This window comes from Vibrio sp. A1-1 (assembly GCF_021728175.1).
Taxonomy (GTDB): domain Bacteria; phylum Pseudomonadota; class Gammaproteobacteria; order Enterobacterales; family Vibrionaceae; genus Vibrio; species Vibrio diabolicus.
In genome coordinates, this window is sequence record NZ_JAKKCL010000014.1 from 96,580 (window position 1) to 113,951 (window position 17,372).

Below are 17,372 nucleotides of genomic sequence, written 5' to 3' on the forward strand. Positions count from 1 at the left end.
ATGTCCTAGTCAGAAAAGTTATCGTCAAAAGTGACAAATGATGGGCGGTTCAAGTTGTTTGACTTCGTGTACACCACCGCATTAACCCTACCTAAATTAGTAGCAAAGCTAGATTGGCTCGCTATGTTAACGGTACTCCCAAGGGCCATTGCCGATATAGAAATTAGGGTGTCATTTTTGGTTTCGAAAATTTGGCTAATGACGTCAGGAAGTGCTTGTTTGAAGTGGTTAAGTGCTTTTTTATAACCGTTTATACCCTCTTCAACAGAACTCAACGATCTTGCAGAAGCTTGGCTTTGTATGAAATCTAAACGACCGATGATTTCACTGTTTAGCTCATCGATGTATGAACAGATTTGATTGTTTATCAACGTCCATAAAACAAACTGCAAATACTTCACAGTATTCCCAGTCCCTAAAAAGCGAAGCTTCGCTAATAATTCATAGGGAGGCTCAAACACATCAGCTTGATATAAGACTCTCAATATATCGCCATTTTCGTGCACTTGCTCCAAGAGCAGTTCAACTAAAGGTTCATATTTCTCTAGCGCAGTAGTATCAGTTTGGATGTGATAAAGTGCCGAAACATAAGCATCAGAAAAATCTTTAGAGTGATTTTGACTAATCGCATAAGGAGACGATATACGGCTTTGCCCTAACACAATATCTTTAAAGTCATCATCACTGAAGGAAGGGGACATCAATATGCCCCAGTCATTAGCAACCCCAACACGATCTTCCCAAAATGGCGAGCGGCGACCTGCGACAAACGTACAAAAATCATTCGGATCAGGGTAAGTTTCCGTCACAATATTTTCAGCTAAAGATTGGTTCGGCGTATAAGAGTCTTGAGTTTCGCTGAGCACTAACTTGCATTCTTTTAGAGCGAGACCATTAACAGATGCTTTTCCGCTAGAATCCAGCACTCCACTCCCAATGACAGCACCTGAAGGTTCGACTAAAGAAAATTGTGCATTAGAGTAAGGGAGCCCATTTGGATATTTGCATTCTATATCCAGCGTATACGTCCCTTCCTGATCTTCCGTAACAGAAACCGATGGGTTTTGTGCACCGCCCAAGCACATGGTATTGGCTTTGTTCATGGTCATTTGATCGGACAGGCGACATACGCCCTTGCCCTCAAATTTAACCGTTGGTGAAGCTGAAATGAATTTTGCTTCGGCTTCTATCGTGCCTGAGGCAACGCCTTTTCTGTCACCGCCCGCATCGCCGGTACTTTTTGAGAACGTACTGCCCTTGATAGCGACACTGTTACCGCCATCCATAGAGACCGTCGTAGTCCCACCAGCAAGGTCTGCTGATTTAGCATTGTTGCCATAAGGGATAGGAACGACTGGCTTGCCGACCTTAGTTAAACAAACATCTGGGAGCGTTGCATTCGCTTCACCACCTGAGCCTTTATGAACTATCGAAAGTCCATTCGCACCAACTGTTACGCCCATAACCAATCCATTTGAATTTTATTGATTGAATGATAAAAGAGATCGCACATTGCAATCTCTCTAAATGACTAGTGAATTTCACTAAAAGACCAGTGATATTCACAGCAAACCTTAAAACTGGCAGAAGATCTCATTTTTAGATTTCTGGTTATCTATACACTTCAAGCAGTTGCTGGAATTTTAAGTCTATGACGATGTAGGTTGCCGCATACATAAGCGCAAACGTAATCGCACTAAGACTCAAGATCAGCTTGGGTGAAATTACCCTTTTTAACGGCTTCTTTAGGTATTTAGCTTTAAGGTTGATTAAAGAAACTTTTTCTTGTTCTGCTAGGCGGTCATCTCGCACTAATCGATAAATGGTGCTGCCAATTTCCGCTAACTTTTCGTTACCACGCTCTTCACGGCCGTACTTGCCTTGGAAACCAAGTTGAAGCAATAAATAGAGAAACTCTATAACGTGACGGTATTTGCGAGGGTCGGCTTTTAAGCGGTCGAGAATAACGAAAAACTTGTCACCACCAGATGTTTCGTTATGGAATTCAGACAGTAAGCTGTTCTGGCTCCAGTGACTATTTGCCCCCCATTCTTGCCGACAAACAGATTCATCAATCGCCGCACACAAGCAGTAACGAATAACAAGAACCGAAGCACGATCGAGCTCCATTTCATCAAGTTTTCGTTCACCTTTTCGAATCTCACGTGCCACTTGTTCACGAAATGGCATCGGGTCATCAAGCCAAGGGATCGAAGACATACAAGACAGACTGGCGATCAACCATGAGAACTGGTCCACCAGCGGGTTAATACCCATGTTGTCGATAGATAGATCTTGTACTGCGATGTTTCTCGATAAGTCAGGCGCTGGCATTACCTCCATTGGTTTGCCAGGCTCTGGTTGGAATAAGACTACGGTGACGTCTGTTTCTGCGTAACTCATAGACGAACGGCCCAAAGTTGCAATGATAAGTTAGCGAAATCGCCCGCAACGTGAATCGCAATCGCAGCAGTGTTCTTCAATGCCATCCACTCTTCGCCCGTTTTATCGAGCTCGAAATAGGTATAGCCAGCGTGATACGGCAGCGCGCGTGGCACAACTGGCATTGGTTTAATCTCAATCCCAGGAAGTTGAAGGTTAATCAAATCGCGAATGTTATCGATTGAGCCGATCTTCGTTTGGCTGACAAACTGGGTATGCAGGACATCCAAGGTTACGTCGGCTTTCACTGCGAGGATAAAGGTCGTCGTATCAATGATCTTATTGTCAGGGATCGCTGCCGTTCTGATGCCATAGTTCTGATCTTTTAAGGTCAGTGGAATTGCTCTTTGTTCAGACATCACGCTCAATGTCATTTTCGCACTGTCTAGAACGCGAGAAAGACAGCTAGTAAGATCACCATGATTGTATTTAGTAAACTCAATAGGTCGGCGTGTCGTCGAGCACAGCGTCGAAAGCTCGCCCTCTGCCTGAAGAAGAATTCGATACAAAGACTCAGGGTGTACAGCTTCTGTGTTTGCAAAATGCCAAAACAAGGGTTCGTATCTATTGAGCGCTTGCAAAAGCATAAAGTCAGAAACTGATGATACGCCTTGTTGATCCACTACCCCTAATCGCTGAACTATGGATTCTGCGCGGTGCTTGAGCATAGAAGCAAACTCCGTCGCGAACTTATTAAGTACCGTAGATGCGTGAATATCAATACAGGTAGGAATGAAACTATCATCTAAGATCACGCTGCCATCTGGCTTCACTTCCGAGATCTTGAGGATCGGAATAGACGTGTAAGCACTTTTATCTTCATGGTCGTACATTAAGCAAAAGTTAAGCTTACCGACAACGATATTTGCCATGTCTTCCGAATCATAACAAGCATCAACCGCTTCTTGAGATTCCATCGTATAACGTGCACCGTCTTTTTTAGTGCCAAATAACTCAGAACGTTCCGATGGTAACGGACAGCACAAATAAACCACTTTATCGGCAATCGAAGGATCCACATCTTTCACTTCTGGTAGTTCAGCGAGCAGTGGAAGCTCAAATGGCGTGCGGTCCTGTAGGATGCCTTCTGCACGCGTAATACCAATTTTACCGAGGGCTAGCAGTTGTGAATTTATTTCCAAACGCTTAATCCCCCAATGTAAAGGAGATGCGTTGTTGCTCAACATGCTCGACAGTTTACTTTGCGAACGATCGAGTTGTTGAAAATGCTGCGGCTTCATGAACATTCCATCTTGCCAAACAACTGGATTGTATAAAGACATGTTTCTATCCCTTAAAAGTAAACCTGTTCAATGCCGCGAGTATTATCAGAAATTAACTCACTGCCTTCTAACTTGAGCTTGATGTAGTACTCGCTCTTCTCTTCAATGACTTCAACTTTACGCCATGACGAACCATCAATATCACGAAAGGCCACAGAAAAACCGACGGCACGAGTGTCAGGGTCTAGCGTTAGCATTTCATGAACTTTTCCACCTGGCTGTATTTGATATTCATAACGTTTGATGTACTCATCACCCAACGACGCTTTATCGTTTTCAAACAGCGCAAAAAAATCTAAGCTTCGGAATAAAACTGGCGAATTTAATTCGTGAAGGCGGAGAATGACCGGAGATGACTGCCCCCCATCTCTCATATTGAGTACAGGTGACGCCTCAATAACCAATTCAATGGACGAAGTTTCTGGTGTGATACCCGTGGACTCTTTAAATTGATCCCACATGGAACAACCGGACAACATGGCAAATCCGAGTAATACGGCGATACTACGCATGGTTTCCCTTAATCACTTTGTTATAGTTTTTCTTAATCAGCCCTTTTAAGGATGTTTCGTTGAGCAGGCGACGATTGTTAGAGTAGAAATCTAAATATTCGCCCCACAGTTTTGACTTCGTTGAGAACAAAGATTGACTCGCCACTTTGTTAGCAAATGCAACGGGATCGTTCGTCTCTGATTGTTCTAAAATGAGCTCATTCAGCGCTTTATTAAACGTGACTTGGTGGTCATTCAACTCATCAAGCATTTGTTCTACCAGTTCATTTGGAGCCAGTAGATGTTGGCTATTGAGAGTCAGCATCAGCTCCGCAATGTTAGAGTTAGACTCACTCGTACTCTGCTCTTCTTTCAAGGACTCTACTTCATGTAATTCTTTCTGCAGGTTATCAATACATAAGCGCAAACAAGTGCCCATTTGTTTGAACAACTGAGCTTCATTCGTCATTAGCTCAGGATTTCTTATACCCAAACCATCAAAGAACGCTTGTGCTATATCTTGAGAACAGGCGATAGCTTCGATACCCGCTTGCTCTTTAGTCGTACTGTTTATCGTAGGTTCTGCAGCAGGCATTTGAAGTTGCGGATTAGTTTGAGAAGAAGGAGTAAATGACTGTGTCATCTCTTCCCATTTTGAGCCCGTAGCAGTATGTTCGACGATCGCCTCTGTGGAGTTAGGTGCACGATGTTGTCTTTGAACTGCCCTATCTAGAATCGTCGTTTGGGGTTGAACCGTCTCTTCTGAGACAATATCTTCTCTATGTGGCGTACCGTTCTCTACCTCTATCCCTAACGAACCATTTATTGATGCGTTACTCTTGGTCTCCGTAGCCATCCAATCTTCAGGGATGAGGCTTGGCTGATCAAACTCGGAGTATATGCTGAAACTGTCATCGACCACCTGACGTGTGCTTTCCACCGTTTTAGGCTGTTCAGGCTCTGGATGCTCATCGTCACGAATCAAATAATCATCATCTCGCTGCATTGAAAAGTTAAGGTGCGCAACAGGATCATGACAATCAATGTCATCCTGTTTAGTCTCCATAAACAAATCTTCTAAAGCGCCTACTTTTTCTTCTTCTTCGACAACTGCGTCACCGAGGCTAACCAAAGGATCATTGGATACTCGCTCAGGGGCTATATCAGCGGCAATGTCTTGTGTCGAGGTAACATGCTCCAGAGAAACGCCAATTTCATATTGTCCTAAAGAAATAATATCGCCATCGACTATCGCAACAGGTTGATTTTTGAGTATTTTGTTTCCGTTAACCATAGTGCCATTAGTGGATACGTCACTAATATAGTAGGTATCTCCATACACACTGATCAGGCAATGAGTGCCTGATATAAAGCGGTTGTGATCGGTTAAAGACACACTACAACTTGGTGAACGCCCCATTGAACCACCACTCTCGGGCATTTCAATGTGCTTGACACCTGTGTATTCCTCTGGGCATTTAGAAATAAATAGAACTAGCTGATTTGAGTGCATCTATATACCTCAAAATAGCATAGAAACAGACAGTTCAAGCCCACCTATCCCATCATTGATAACTGGGAGAATATAAGAGGCTTGAGGAATGATTTGTATATGAGCATCTGGGTTACTACCTAGCTTAATGACTGTACCAACGGCGATAACTGCACCCAGCTCGAACTGATCGATGTCCTCGACACTCTTATAGCGGTAACCTTCTGGGTCAACTTGCCAACGGTTTGAATATTGTGAGTAACCTGCAGATAAACCAGCACCTACGTACGGTGTGAAAACGCTCCAAGAAGCCAGCGCATATTGCGGTACAACACGAAGTTCATAGTTAGTTACTTCTTGATATAGACCGCTAGCTGGCGCTTCGATATCTTCTGCTAGGTAGTTAAGCCCTAACCACCAGCGCCAACGGTTATTATTTTCATCAATAGGGCGAGAATGAACCAAGCCAAACCTCAGAGTGTCTTGTTCACCACTGTTACCTTCTTCGTAATTAATGCTATCGATAGTCAACATACTGGCAGAGAGTCCATAACGCTCTCCCTTTGCGACTGCAAAAGAAGAAAATAGACACATGGCTGAAATCAGCCCGATTTGACTTGGTTTTAGCATTTCGTCCCTCTAGGAAAACCGATATTCTACTTAGAGGCGAAAGATATCAATTATATTCTCTTTTTCAATAAGCCTAAAAAAACACCTATAACTTAATACATTTCAACTACAGGGTTGGTTATTTTACCTACAAACAAAAACTAATGGACCGAACTGAGTTAAAGCAATGAGCCTGTAAACCTATTTAATTAAATAAAAATTAAGAAGGCTCTATCACCAATTTAAGAGGGCTATTTTAAAGAACACAGACGAACAAAAACAGACAAAATTAACAATTTAATCACATTTATTAACTCAAAAGATCGACTTCGTCATATATAAGGCTCTCCTTAAAAACAAATCGAACTATTGACATTAATATTATGAACAAAGATCACACTAAGGATAATTTAATTTATTTTTTAAGTGTTTTTATTATCTAAACAACTTCTTTTGTCTATAGAATCACTTCGGTAATGCACTGCTTACAATTTAATATAACAGCAGTGGAGTCCTATATACCTTAATACTTTTATATGATCAGTTGGAATTTGCCTTATGTTTTTTAGCGACTTCGCTCGAAGACCAATCGATGAAAATAACCCAAGCGGCTCTAACCCTAATGGCTCTGAAGACTTTGACGAAATAAAACGTCAAATAAATAATCTTAATAAAGTCACCGGAAGAGTCTCTTGGAAAACGGTTCAAACACTCTCAAAAAAAATCTTGAGCACTCACGCAAAAGACTTACGTTGTTGCTGCTACTTCACGGTCGCATCAACATATAACGATGGTCTAAGAGGCCTTGTTGAAGGGTTAAATTCATTGCTTGATGTGTGTGTCGTCTATTGGAACACCGCATACCCTGAACATTCAAAGTCAAAAGCACGAATGAGCGCAATTGAATGGATGGTGGAGCATACTGAAAAACGTATTAATAAGCACCGTGCGTTGCCGGAAGAACTTCCACTGATTGAAGCTGCGCACCAGTTGTGTTTAAGAATAGAGGAAGAGCTTCGCCTTCATTACGGTATTCAAGCGCCTTCATTTGGTCGCATTCGTCGTATCTTAAATCAATGGGCTGAACAGATAAAAGAACAACAACATGCCATAGAGTTACGCGAGAAAAAACAAGCAAATACTAACGCTTCAGCTTCCGCACAGGCAACACCTGAAATTAAAGTGAATGTATCTCCCTCTCCTGCCCCGGACTCGCCATCCCCCCTCAACAACAGTGAAAAAACGACCCCAACAAAGTCCGGCCGATTTATGATCTACTTCATCATTGGCTTGATTGTTACGGCGATATGTTCACATTTTGTGTACGAACAACAACGCTATCGAACGCTGGAGCAAAAAATTAGTCAAGCTTCACTTAATGAACTTGTAAAGTTGGTCGCCTCGTTAGATTACGAAAATAAAAAATATGCCCAGTCACTGAAAACACCAACTATTAATCGCGTAGATATTATGATGAATAACTGGTTTTTAGACTCGGCCAAAGTAAGTAACGTCAGCGAGCTCGATAGCTTGACCAATGAATTAATCGCAATCTATCCAGATTCATCTTCTGCCCAGCAGTTACGTCAAAACTTTTTGACACAGAGCGCCCATTTAGAAGACCAGTTTATGGATGTGTATAAGCGATTTTCAGACGCAAGAACGGTGTTTGCCAACGTAGCTAGACAGAATGTAGATAAGAACTCTAAAACGGCGTACGAATATAGTAACTCACTATTCCCGCTTCTAGGTCGTATTGAATACGCTGAAAAGTATTCACAGCAAAAGGAAATTGACCGCGCAACCCTTTTACTGAACATCTACCTATATAAATTGAGTCAGCTACAAGCTGAAAAAACTGACAATAAATAACAATACAATTAAAGAAGTTTTAGGCTTATGTTCAAACAAAAACTGTTTAGAAATCCAGTTGTGATTTCTACTATATTAACGCTTTTAGTGGCGATAACCATTACCGCTATTTATCTTCTTTTTCTAAAAGATGCAGATAAACTGTATCTTTGGCTGAGCCTTGGTGTTATCGCCATTTTCTACATCACTTTTCAATTCACACTATGGTTGAAAAAAAAGAACAGCGCTAAAGCTCAAAATTTGGAAACTGAGGAAGAAGCTCTTTCTATGGTTATCCAACCTCTTCTTGCTAACTCAGGTAAGAAACCAATTTATCTGATGCTTGGTAATAAAGGGTCAGGGCGACGTCAATTTTTATTTAATTCTAGTGCAATTAAACCAATGGATCGCACGAGAACCGCTAAGAATGATTTTTTTGAATGGTACGAATCTGACAGCGCTGTATACATCAAACCTGACCAACGCTTAGTGTTTCAAGAAATATCAAGCAGTGATGCTTCTTTATGGAATACATTCATCGAAGAAGTAATTCGCCACCGACCTAGAAAACCATTTTCAGGCTGTTTATTCTTCATCGACTTCGAGTTCATGATCGTCTCTGAGCCAGAACAAAAAGAGTACACTATTTCGTCGTTATTGGAGCGCTTGAGCACTATCAACTCTAAAACGTCGTCAGCATTACCAATTTATCTAATTATGTCGAAGCTAGACAAGTTAGATGGATTTAAAGAATACATGCACTTTAGCTCTCTTAAGACACGTGTAGAGTTCCTTTCTATCCCGCTGAAAGAGGCCAAAGGTGTTTTTTCAGAATACTACCGTGATAGCTACCGAAATCTAGTTAAAGTGCTTGAAAGTAACGCGCTAGATGCATCAGCTAACTCAACAGATATCGACGAGAAACAGGCAATTCTCGCTTTCCCTAAGCAGTTTGAGCTATGTCAGTCTGAAGTCAGCTATGTTCTTGAGCGTCTGTGTGATGTTAACAACGGTGTTTATTCGCTAGATATCCGTGAAATTTTCTTTAGCTCAAGTTTACAAGGCGGTCGTAAATACAATTTACTAGCAAAAAGTTGTAGTAACTACTTCAACTTACCAATTATCGCCTCTGAGCATACCCAGTTGACGGAAACACCGTATTTTTCTCGCTTTCTGATTGATTCGCAAATATTGCCTGAAAGCGATTTTGCGGGAGAAAACAAGACGTATCTTCGTCTAATTCAGAGACAAAGCCGTTTAGCCATACTCGGCTCCATTATTCTGCTTGCTGGCGGTAGTTACTTTTTTGCAACTACGTTAGACAGTAACTTACATGTGATGAATCAACTACTAAGTATTGATGACAAATCACAAGCAGAGCACGATGCAAGATTTAGTGAGCTTTTAGAAAATGCAACCAAAGCGATAGAACCGTCTTATGGGGCATGGCTTAAAGGTTCTAAGGCTTTAGATGAGGAAATATTACCACTCAATATTAGCCGTTTGGATCAAAGCACTCGCATTGCCTACGAAGCGTTACTTAAGGAAGTCGCTCAGCAGCTAATACCTCTGATTGAGAAAGGTTACCGCCTACAATTGGCACAAAATCAAAACGCTTTCACGCGCGCTTTACCTCTATTGAAGGGGTATTTAATGCTTAACGATCCATCTAAGCGTGATATCCGTTTTTTACGTCATCAAACACTCCAAATGATGAGTGATTTGAGTAACCGAAGTGACGTCGTTGATCAGGCCATGCGCTACTTAGACGCCTACTTTCGCACACAATTTGCTCCAATCGATATCAACATGGATCTTGTTCGCGCAACACGTCGCTCATTACTTGCAAATTCGAATGTCGACCTCGTGTATGCAGGCATTTTAAACGAAGCAAGCTCTATTGATTTAGGAACATTAGATCTGCAACGAGCCGTCGGTTTTGAGTTTAGCAATGTATTTAACACTCCAATCGATAGCGAACGCTTAATCGTCGATAAGATCTATACCTCCACAGGTTTTAGCACCTTTTATCGACCACGCGTGGACTTAATGTCACAACGAGTAATCAGCGACAACTGGGTTCTAGGTCTATCGCAACATGTCATCCCTACCAACGAAGAGCAAGAAGCCTTTAAAGAAGAAGTGCGAAAAAAATATACTGATGACTACATCAATAACTGGCGTAATGCGCTGAGTGAGCTCAAAGTCCAAAACTATGACAACGTTGGTGACCTGACCAACGCGATAGACTTAATCTCTGGCCCTTCTTCACCAATGACAACGGTATTGAAGCAGGTCTATGCCAACACGCAATTTTCACCCGTTGGCGAAAAAAGCGCTCTAATTTCAAAACTTGACCCGAAACTCGCGGCAGCAGCAGATTCTGCATCAGATGCCGTAGAAGAAGTGGTAAAGCCTGATTACTTGCTAATGCAACGTGTTGAGCAAGCCTTTCACTTATTAAACCAGCTTCAAGTGAGTGAGACACCAAACTCCCCTACTCCTTGGGATGAGACCGTTGCAGCGTTGAGCCGTGTTCGCACCTACATGAAGGACATCGCCGACGCGCCAGATCCACAAATGGCGGCGCTAGCAGCAGCACAGCATCGAATGAACAGTACTGAGGCGGACCCATTAATCAAGCTTAAACAGATTGCACAAAAATCACCAGAACCCGTTCGCAGCTGGTTACTAGATGTGGTTCAGCAAAGCTGGTCAGTAATGATTACAGAGTCCGCAAAAGGCATCCAAACTCAGTGGTACAGTGAAATTTATACCAAGTTTAAAGAGATTGGATTAGGGAAATATCCATTTGACCTAACAGCGACCGAGGAAATCTCAATTGAAGATTTCGAATTGCTATTTGCTTCAGGTGGCTTGTTAGACACATTTATTCAGAAAAACTTTGCACCGTTCTACGATACGAACTTGTGGACGCCAAAGCAGGTAGATGGTGAGACGATGCCAATCTCTCCAGCTCTGCTAGTGCAACTACGCAACTATAATGTCATTCGAGATACATTAATTAATAAAAGCACCAACCGAGTTCATATTCCGTTTAGTGCAAGAGTACTCGACCTTGACTCTAGTGCAATTAGAGCCAGTTTAAAAATTGCAGATACCAATATGAGTTACTACCACGGTCCAAGCCGAATTCGTGAAATGGCCTGGCCACCGCAAAATGGTGACTTCAATATTAGTATCACGCTCCAGGATGTAACAGACGAAGGTAGACAGCACGTTTTAAATAAGAGTGGTCAATGGGCGATATACAGATTGCTAGGTGACTCGACCTTGACAAACACTCATAACGGCAGCTTTGTCAGTGACATAAAAGTGTCAGGGAGGGACTTAAGCTTACGCATCACTCCATTGACGCAGAAAAACCCATTCACTCTTGCTGAGCTATATAACTTTACGCTCCCAGAGTCGATTAAATAACAATATAAAAACAAAATAGGCAGAACACATGATTTCAAACATGACTTTACAAGGTTTAGATAAATTAGATCGAAAAATACTTTCAAGTCTATTGTCAAACGGGCGTGAGTCTATTGCGAATCTATCTCGAAACATTGGTTTGTCTCGTACAGCAGTAGCAGAAAGGATTAATCGTTTAGAAAAGACCGGTATTATCAAAGGCTATACCGCACAAATTCGTGTAGAAAACGAAGGGCGCAAAGCCGCAAGCTATCTATTGATATCTTGTGAAAAGGGTAAGAAAAATGATGTAACAAATGCGCTTAAAGAAATCCCTGAGGTTCGCTTAACAAGCGTTGTTGGTGGCAACTTTGATATTATTGCCCTAATTGAAGCGCCCGATCTGCAGTCTATTCATCATCTTTGTAACGAAATTGAGTCATTTAACGGGATTCAAAGGCTTGATACTACCGTCGTACTTCACCAGCCGATCAGCCGTTAAGCTTTTCTGACCTTTTTGATGACAACATAAAAAGCCGCTCGTAGAGCGGCTTTCTTATATGCTTCCGATAACTCGGATTTTGGCATCTTTATCACTTGGGTTACCTAACCAGAATGTTTGTCCTAAGTGGTTCCCTTCCCCATTACCTAGCTTATTCTCTGGAATACTATCTAAGTTAACTGTCAACTTTAAGTCCCACGACATCGGGTCACGCAAAATGAAACGCATTAGGCCGACCAGTGTTTTGTGTAACTCACCATCATAGGAAAACTGCTTAAATGTTTCAAAATCGATGCTGTCGATGCAAAGATTAAATTTGCCGTTTAAGTCCGCAATGCTTTGTCCTAAGTGTAAATTTTGCCCTAATATGCAATTAGCACGGTTGAGTTTATTCCGTTGGCTTTCTGCGATTTCTACGCGGCGATATACCCACTCTTCAATGCGCACGCTAGGCAACGAGAAATAATGCGAAACAATACCGGAAATCAGCTTCGGCGAACGCGTACGCGTAGAAAGTTGGTTTACATAAGACAGTATTTTCGCTCGATCTAACTCTGCGACCTTACTATCTTGCATTACGCTAGATAGGCCCGCCAAGTGCAGAATACGTCCAGAGAAGGCATCACTTGCCCCGCTTTGGTACTGCACGTGATATCGGTATTTCTTCCAAACCCGGTACAACAAACTGGTGTACCGATTATGGAAAAAATCAAAGAAATCTTTTACCGGATTGTCTTCAGGATCTCGCCCTGCCAGTTTCTCAGTATAAGAAGCAGGAAGTGGTGAGCTTGAACCATGCAAGCCAAGAAAGTTAGTTTCGACTCTAGAATACTGCTGGCCATTTCTCTCCATATGAGCAATAAAGTCCATATCGCTCTTTGGAAAAGATAAGTTTGGCGAAACGCTGAACTCAATACGTTCTTGGTGGAAGTACTTGTTCTCACCGACGGCGACAAAGTTAGAGTTCGGCTCTAGTTGATAATGCTTCTCTAGCAGCAAGACTGCTTGATAGAAACTAAACTCATTCGACTTATCAGAAAGTGTATTAATCATAGTATCGTCTGCTGTCCGATAAGACTTGCCCAGTTATAAACCTCGCCTGTCGCTTCATCAAACACTTCCAGTTCGGTAAAGGAGTTCACACTCGAGTACAAACGGATGAATTCGTTAAGCACCGTTGCCATCAAGAACATGTCGCCTTCATTGACAAAAAATTTGGAATTGGTGACCAACTTAAACTGATTGCCGCGTACCGAAACGCCACGAAACACACGGTCGATTGGTTTCATTTCCGAAGAGATAACCCCATCAAGTCGATGAATGGATGCACGGTGCGCTTGTCTGTCAACACGAGAGTGGAAATCATAGGTAGAGAGAAGCACTTTAAGTACATCAATATTTGCCAGCGATAAGTAGTTGAGTGACATATTCGCAATTAGCTGCCACTGAAGCTCACCATTCACTTGCGGACTGACCGATTGAGTGGGCTTGGTAATATTCCTAAACGTCGCATAGGTCGGTGATTTATGAGTCGCGTAAGTGATGTCCCCCACTGACAAACGTTCCGCCAAATCTGCGTTACTACATTGCAGTTTCATGAGTACCGTTTCTGTTCCCAGTTCCGCAATGTCCCCATTATGAGTATGAAATGATATGTAGCGTTCAAGGCCTCTACCGCTTACACGCTCAGCGACTTTAGATTTGTAGAACTCGCGCTTATCTCGTTGGTTAATTTGATGCTCAAATGATTCAAATTCAATCAGAGACTTTCGACGGCGCTCGTCTTTACTCCAACTTTCCACTTGCTCAATGGAATAGACTTCGTAATGCTCCTGAGTGTTGCTTTGCGGGCGTACCTTGTACTCGTTACGTCGGTGCTCTAAACGAATTGGATCGCCATCTTTTTCAAATAAATTAACGGCAGGCGTACAGTGCAACTTCAAGTGTTTATCTTTAAGCACCACTTCTGACGGTAATGCACGCTTAAAGTGGAATTTGATTTTGACCGTACTACGTTGTGGAATGCCTTTTAGCCACTCTAAGCCTTTAATGTCGAAGAACATGAACTTATCTGGCAAAGAGAAGAATTCTTGCAGCAAACGGTAGCCTGCAAATGAATTTTTGCTGTAAGGCAGGAGCGCTTCGTCCTCTTCATGCCCAACTGGCTTAACATATTCTGGCCCTAAGCGATGTTTGTAACCACCACCAACATCTAATTCGACATAATCTAGGTAACGGAACAGCCATAAGAAGACAGTTCGAGTAATATGAATCTCGCCATGCAGGTGTAATCGCAGCGTGTCTAAACCGATCCGAGACAGTTCAAGACCATGCTCCGTCGATAAAGTCACATCAACCATCGAACTGGTGCGGCTGTTGGTCTGTTCGATGTTAGTGATCGTAATTGGGTATAGATTGACGTCGTAACAAGTACGGAACAAACATTGCGTGCCCTCTACCTGTTCACTCGCCATTTCTGCGCCACGTTTCACCACGGTTTTCTCAGTAACACTTCCGGTATGCGGCTTTAGTTCGCTAATGCACAAAGACGGAATCGAACGCATGTAATGTGGCCACAGCAAAGTCATCAGAGATTGCGTCAGCTCAGGCAGTTCATCATCAATCTTCTCGCGGATTCGACCTGTAAGAAAGGCAAAACCTTCGAGCAGTCGTTCGACATCTGGGTCAAAGGTTCCCTCAGAGAGAAAGTGAGTTAACTTCGGATGATATTTGGCAAACTCACTACCCGACTCACGCAAATACGTGAGTTCATCTTGAAAGTATTTACTGTTACTCAAGTGGCACCTACTAAACGTTAAATTGGCCGTCGGTTCCCATGTAGACGTCTATCGACATTGGGACTTTACCGCCGTTATGGGAAACTTCGCCGCGAATACCAAAGCCGAGTTGTAGCGGGTTATGGTGATCTTCACGATAATTAACCTCGACATTCAACAGTCGCGGTTCAAAGCGTTCTATGGTTGACGTGATGTTTTTTTGAATGTGGCGAACTAGGTTCGTGTTGTTAGAAAGTACGTCATTAAAATCTGGTAAACCATACTCATTGTCGATCATTGCATTCCCAGAATGTGTATTCAGCAAGTCTGCGAGATGAGAATGAATAGATTCAATCAAATGCTTGTGAGAAACGACTTTCTCGTAACAGTTTTTGGGTTCACCAAGCTCAATCCGCTCTAAAAGGCGATAACCTTTTTCCATCTTCACTCCTACGAAAAAAGCAGCCAGTCTTTACTGGCTGCTTTATGGTTTCAGCAATGGGTTATTGGTCTAACTTACCAACTAGAGACAAGTCGAAGCTTGCACCCATGTACTTGAAGTGAGGACGTACAGACATTGATACTTTGTACCAACCTGGGTCACCTTCTACATCTGATACTTCAACCTTAGCAGCACGTAGTGGACGACGACCACGGACTTCTGCTGGCGGGTTTTCCTGGTCAGAAACGTATTGACGAATCCACTTGTTCAGTTCGATTTCTAGGTCAGAACGCTCTTTCCAAGAACCAATTTGCTCACGCTGTAGCACTTTGATGTAGTGTGCTAGACGGTTGATGATGAACATGTAAGGAAGCTGAGTACCTAGCTTGTAGTTCATCTCTGCTTGTTTGCCTTCTGGCGTGTTCGCAAACACTTTCGGTTTTTGAACTGAGTTTGCAGAGAAGAACGCCGCATTGTCAGAACCTTTACGCATAGTTAGCGCAATGAAGCCTTCTTCTGCTAGCTCGTACTCACGACGGTCAGAAACAAGAATCTCAGTTGGGATCTTAGTTTCGATTTGACCCATGGCTTCAAAGTTGTAAACCGGTAAGTCATGCACAGTACCACCGCTTTGAGGACCAATGATGTTTGGACACCAACGGTACTTAGCGAAAGATTCACTAATTTTTGATGCCATCGCGTACGCAGAGTTACCCCATAGGTAGTTGTCATGGCTGTCTGTTACTTGCTCATCGTAGTCAAACGCCTTAATTGGGTTATCTTCTACAGAGTAAGGTGTACGTAGCATAAAGCGAGACGTACATAGACCTAGGTAACGTGCATCTTCGTGTTCACGTAGACTACGCCATTTAGTGTATTGTGGGCCTTCAAATACTGACTTAAGATCTTTTAGATTCGGTAGCTCTTCATAGCTATCTAAACCAAAGAACTTCGCAGACGCCGATGTAATAAATGGTGCATGAGACATTGCACCCACGTTTGCCATGTACTCCATCAGTTTGATGTCTGGAGACGAAGCCGACATATCGTAGTCACAAATGACTGCGCCAACAGGTTTACCACCAAATTGGCCATATTCACGCGTATAGATTTGTTTGTACAAACCAGACTTCACCACTTCTGGTGCGTCTTCGAAGTCATCAAGAACTTCATCTTTCTTTGCAGAGATCAATTCAATTTGAATGTTCTCACGGAAGTCAGTGTGGTCAACCAGGTACTTAAGGCCACGCCAAGTTGATTCAATCGCTTGAACTTCTTCGTTGTGAAGAATTGCATCAACTTGCTTAGACAGTTTTTGGTCAATTTCTGAGATCATCAGATCAACTAAAGACTGATCCACTTTCTCTGTGTTCGAGCTGCTTAGTAGCTCACTGATGAATGCTTCTACGCCGCGTTTTGCAACATCAAAACCTTCATCACTTGGCTTTAAACGAGTTTCGTTAAGAATGCTATCCAGAAGTGAGCCTGATTCAACTAAGGCTGCTTCTTGTTCTGGCGCTTGTGCTTCTGCAGACATGATATCCCTTACTCTTCTTTCGCGTCTTGGTCGTTACCAATGCTTAGTTCATCCAACAGTTTCTTTCTCGCGTCTTCATCTTGAAGTACTGATGCGATCTTCTTGCGGAACGCAGGAACATTACCTAGAGGGCCTTTCAGCGCCACCAAGGCTTCGCGAAGTTCAAGCAGGCTGTTTAGTTCAGGCACGCTTTTCGCGATCGCTTCTGGAGAGAAGTCCTTCATGTTTTGGAACGTTAGATCAACACCGATTTGGCCGCCTTCTTCATCAGAAAGACGGTTTTCAACGTTCACTTTAACGTTTGGAGACATGCCTTCTAGCACTTCGTTAAAGTTGTCTTTATCGATATTGATTGGAGTGCGTTCTTCAATTGGCGTCTCATCTGCACGTGCAGTAAAGTCGCCAACCACCATCATGCTTAGCGGCAGTTCTACGTCTTCTTGCGTATCGCCAGTTGCTGGAACATAACGGATATTAATTCGCTCTTTAGGAGCCACCGAGCCGTCACGTGACATAATTCGTTCCT

General features: G+C 42.7%; 14 protein-coding genes. 3 read left to right on the forward strand and 11 right to left on the reverse strand.

The window, feature by feature from the left end:
* Window positions 1-5: 5 nt before the first annotated feature.
* The 6 genes from L3V30_RS18475 to L3V30_RS18500 form a co-directional block, all read right to left on the reverse strand.
* Complete coding sequence (locus L3V30_RS18475; protein ID WP_237309497.1) at window positions 6-1,463, reverse strand: DUF4150 domain-containing protein; 1,458 nt, start codon at window positions 1,461-1,463, stop codon at window positions 6-8.
* Between the two features lie 148 nt (window positions 1,464-1,611).
* Window positions 1,612-2,403, reverse strand: a complete 792-nt coding sequence (icmH, locus tag L3V30_RS18480; protein ID WP_237309499.1) for a type IVB secretion system protein IcmH/DotU — start codon at window positions 2,401-2,403, stop codon at window positions 1,612-1,614.
* Complete coding sequence (gene tssK / locus L3V30_RS18485; protein ID WP_006741084.1) at window positions 2,400-3,725, reverse strand: type VI secretion system baseplate subunit TssK; 1,326 nt, start codon at window positions 3,723-3,725, stop codon at window positions 2,400-2,402. The genes icmH and tssK overlap by 4 nt, the downstream gene beginning before the upstream one ends.
* A gap of 11 nt (window positions 3,726-3,736) precedes the next feature.
* Window positions 3,737-4,237, reverse strand: coding sequence for a type VI secretion system lipoprotein TssJ (gene tssJ, locus L3V30_RS18490; protein ID WP_237309501.1), 501 nt, complete (start codon window positions 4,235-4,237; stop codon window positions 3,737-3,739).
* Entirely contained in the window at window positions 4,230-5,729 is a 1,500-nt protein-coding gene (locus tag L3V30_RS18495) for an FHA domain-containing protein (protein WP_237309503.1), read from the reverse strand. Before L3V30_RS18495 ends, tssJ begins: the two co-directional genes overlap by 8 nt.
* 9 nt (window positions 5,730-5,738) lie before the next feature.
* The gene (locus tag L3V30_RS18500) at window positions 5,739-6,338 is read right to left on the reverse strand and encodes a hypothetical protein (protein WP_005392629.1); all 600 of its coding nucleotides are present in this window, start codon (window positions 6,336-6,338) and stop codon (window positions 5,739-5,741) included.
* Window positions 6,339-6,875: 537 nt separating this feature from the next.
* Here L3V30_RS18500 and L3V30_RS18505 point away from each other — a divergent pair.
* The 3 genes from L3V30_RS18505 to L3V30_RS18515 are packed head-to-tail and all read left to right on the forward strand — an operon-like array spanning window position 6,876 to window position 12,090.
* The gene (locus L3V30_RS18505; protein WP_203347561.1) at window positions 6,876-8,189 is read left to right on the forward strand and encodes a type VI secretion system ImpA family N-terminal domain-containing protein; all 1,314 of its coding nucleotides are present in this window, start codon (window positions 6,876-6,878) and stop codon (window positions 8,187-8,189) included.
* 27 nt (window positions 8,190-8,216) lie between these two features.
* Window positions 8,217-11,609: a type VI secretion system membrane subunit TssM gene (tssM, locus tag L3V30_RS18510; protein ID WP_053807876.1), complete on the forward strand. Its 3,393-nt coding sequence runs from the start codon at window positions 8,217-8,219 to the stop codon at window positions 11,607-11,609.
* A 28-nt stretch (window positions 11,610-11,637) separates the two neighbouring features.
* Window positions 11,638-12,090 (forward strand): Lrp/AsnC family transcriptional regulator, encoded by a 453-nt coding sequence (locus tag L3V30_RS18515; protein ID WP_005373369.1) that lies wholly within the window; start codon window positions 11,638-11,640, stop codon window positions 12,088-12,090.
* A 54-nt stretch (window positions 12,091-12,144) separates the two neighbouring features.
* Here the strand turns inward: L3V30_RS18515 and tssG are convergent, their stop codons facing one another.
* The 5 genes from tssG to tssB all read right to left on the reverse strand — a co-directional run bounded on the left by tssG (window position 12,145) and on the right by tssB (window position 17,361).
* On the reverse strand, window positions 12,145-13,143 hold the full coding sequence (gene tssG / locus L3V30_RS18520; RefSeq protein WP_006741089.1) for a type VI secretion system baseplate subunit TssG: 999 nt from the start codon (window positions 13,141-13,143) through the stop codon (window positions 12,145-12,147).
* Window positions 13,140-14,888, reverse strand: a complete 1,749-nt coding sequence (gene tssF / locus L3V30_RS18525; protein WP_237309505.1) for a type VI secretion system baseplate subunit TssF — start codon at window positions 14,886-14,888, stop codon at window positions 13,140-13,142. The genes tssG and tssF overlap by 4 nt, the downstream gene beginning before the upstream one ends.
* Window positions 14,889-14,898: 10 nt before the next feature.
* Window positions 14,899-15,309 (reverse strand): type VI secretion system baseplate subunit TssE, encoded by a 411-nt coding sequence (gene tssE / locus L3V30_RS18530; RefSeq protein WP_005392634.1) that lies wholly within the window; start codon window positions 15,307-15,309, stop codon window positions 14,899-14,901.
* Between the two features lie 61 nt (window positions 15,310-15,370).
* Window positions 15,371-16,846 (reverse strand): type VI secretion system contractile sheath large subunit, encoded by a 1,476-nt coding sequence (gene tssC / locus L3V30_RS18535; protein WP_005392635.1) that lies wholly within the window; start codon window positions 16,844-16,846, stop codon window positions 15,371-15,373.
* 8 nt (window positions 16,847-16,854) lie between these two features.
* Window positions 16,855-17,361, reverse strand: a complete 507-nt coding sequence (gene tssB / locus L3V30_RS18540) for a type VI secretion system contractile sheath small subunit (RefSeq protein ID WP_005392637.1) — start codon at window positions 17,359-17,361, stop codon at window positions 16,855-16,857.
* Window positions 17,362-17,372: the final 11 nt, after the last annotated feature.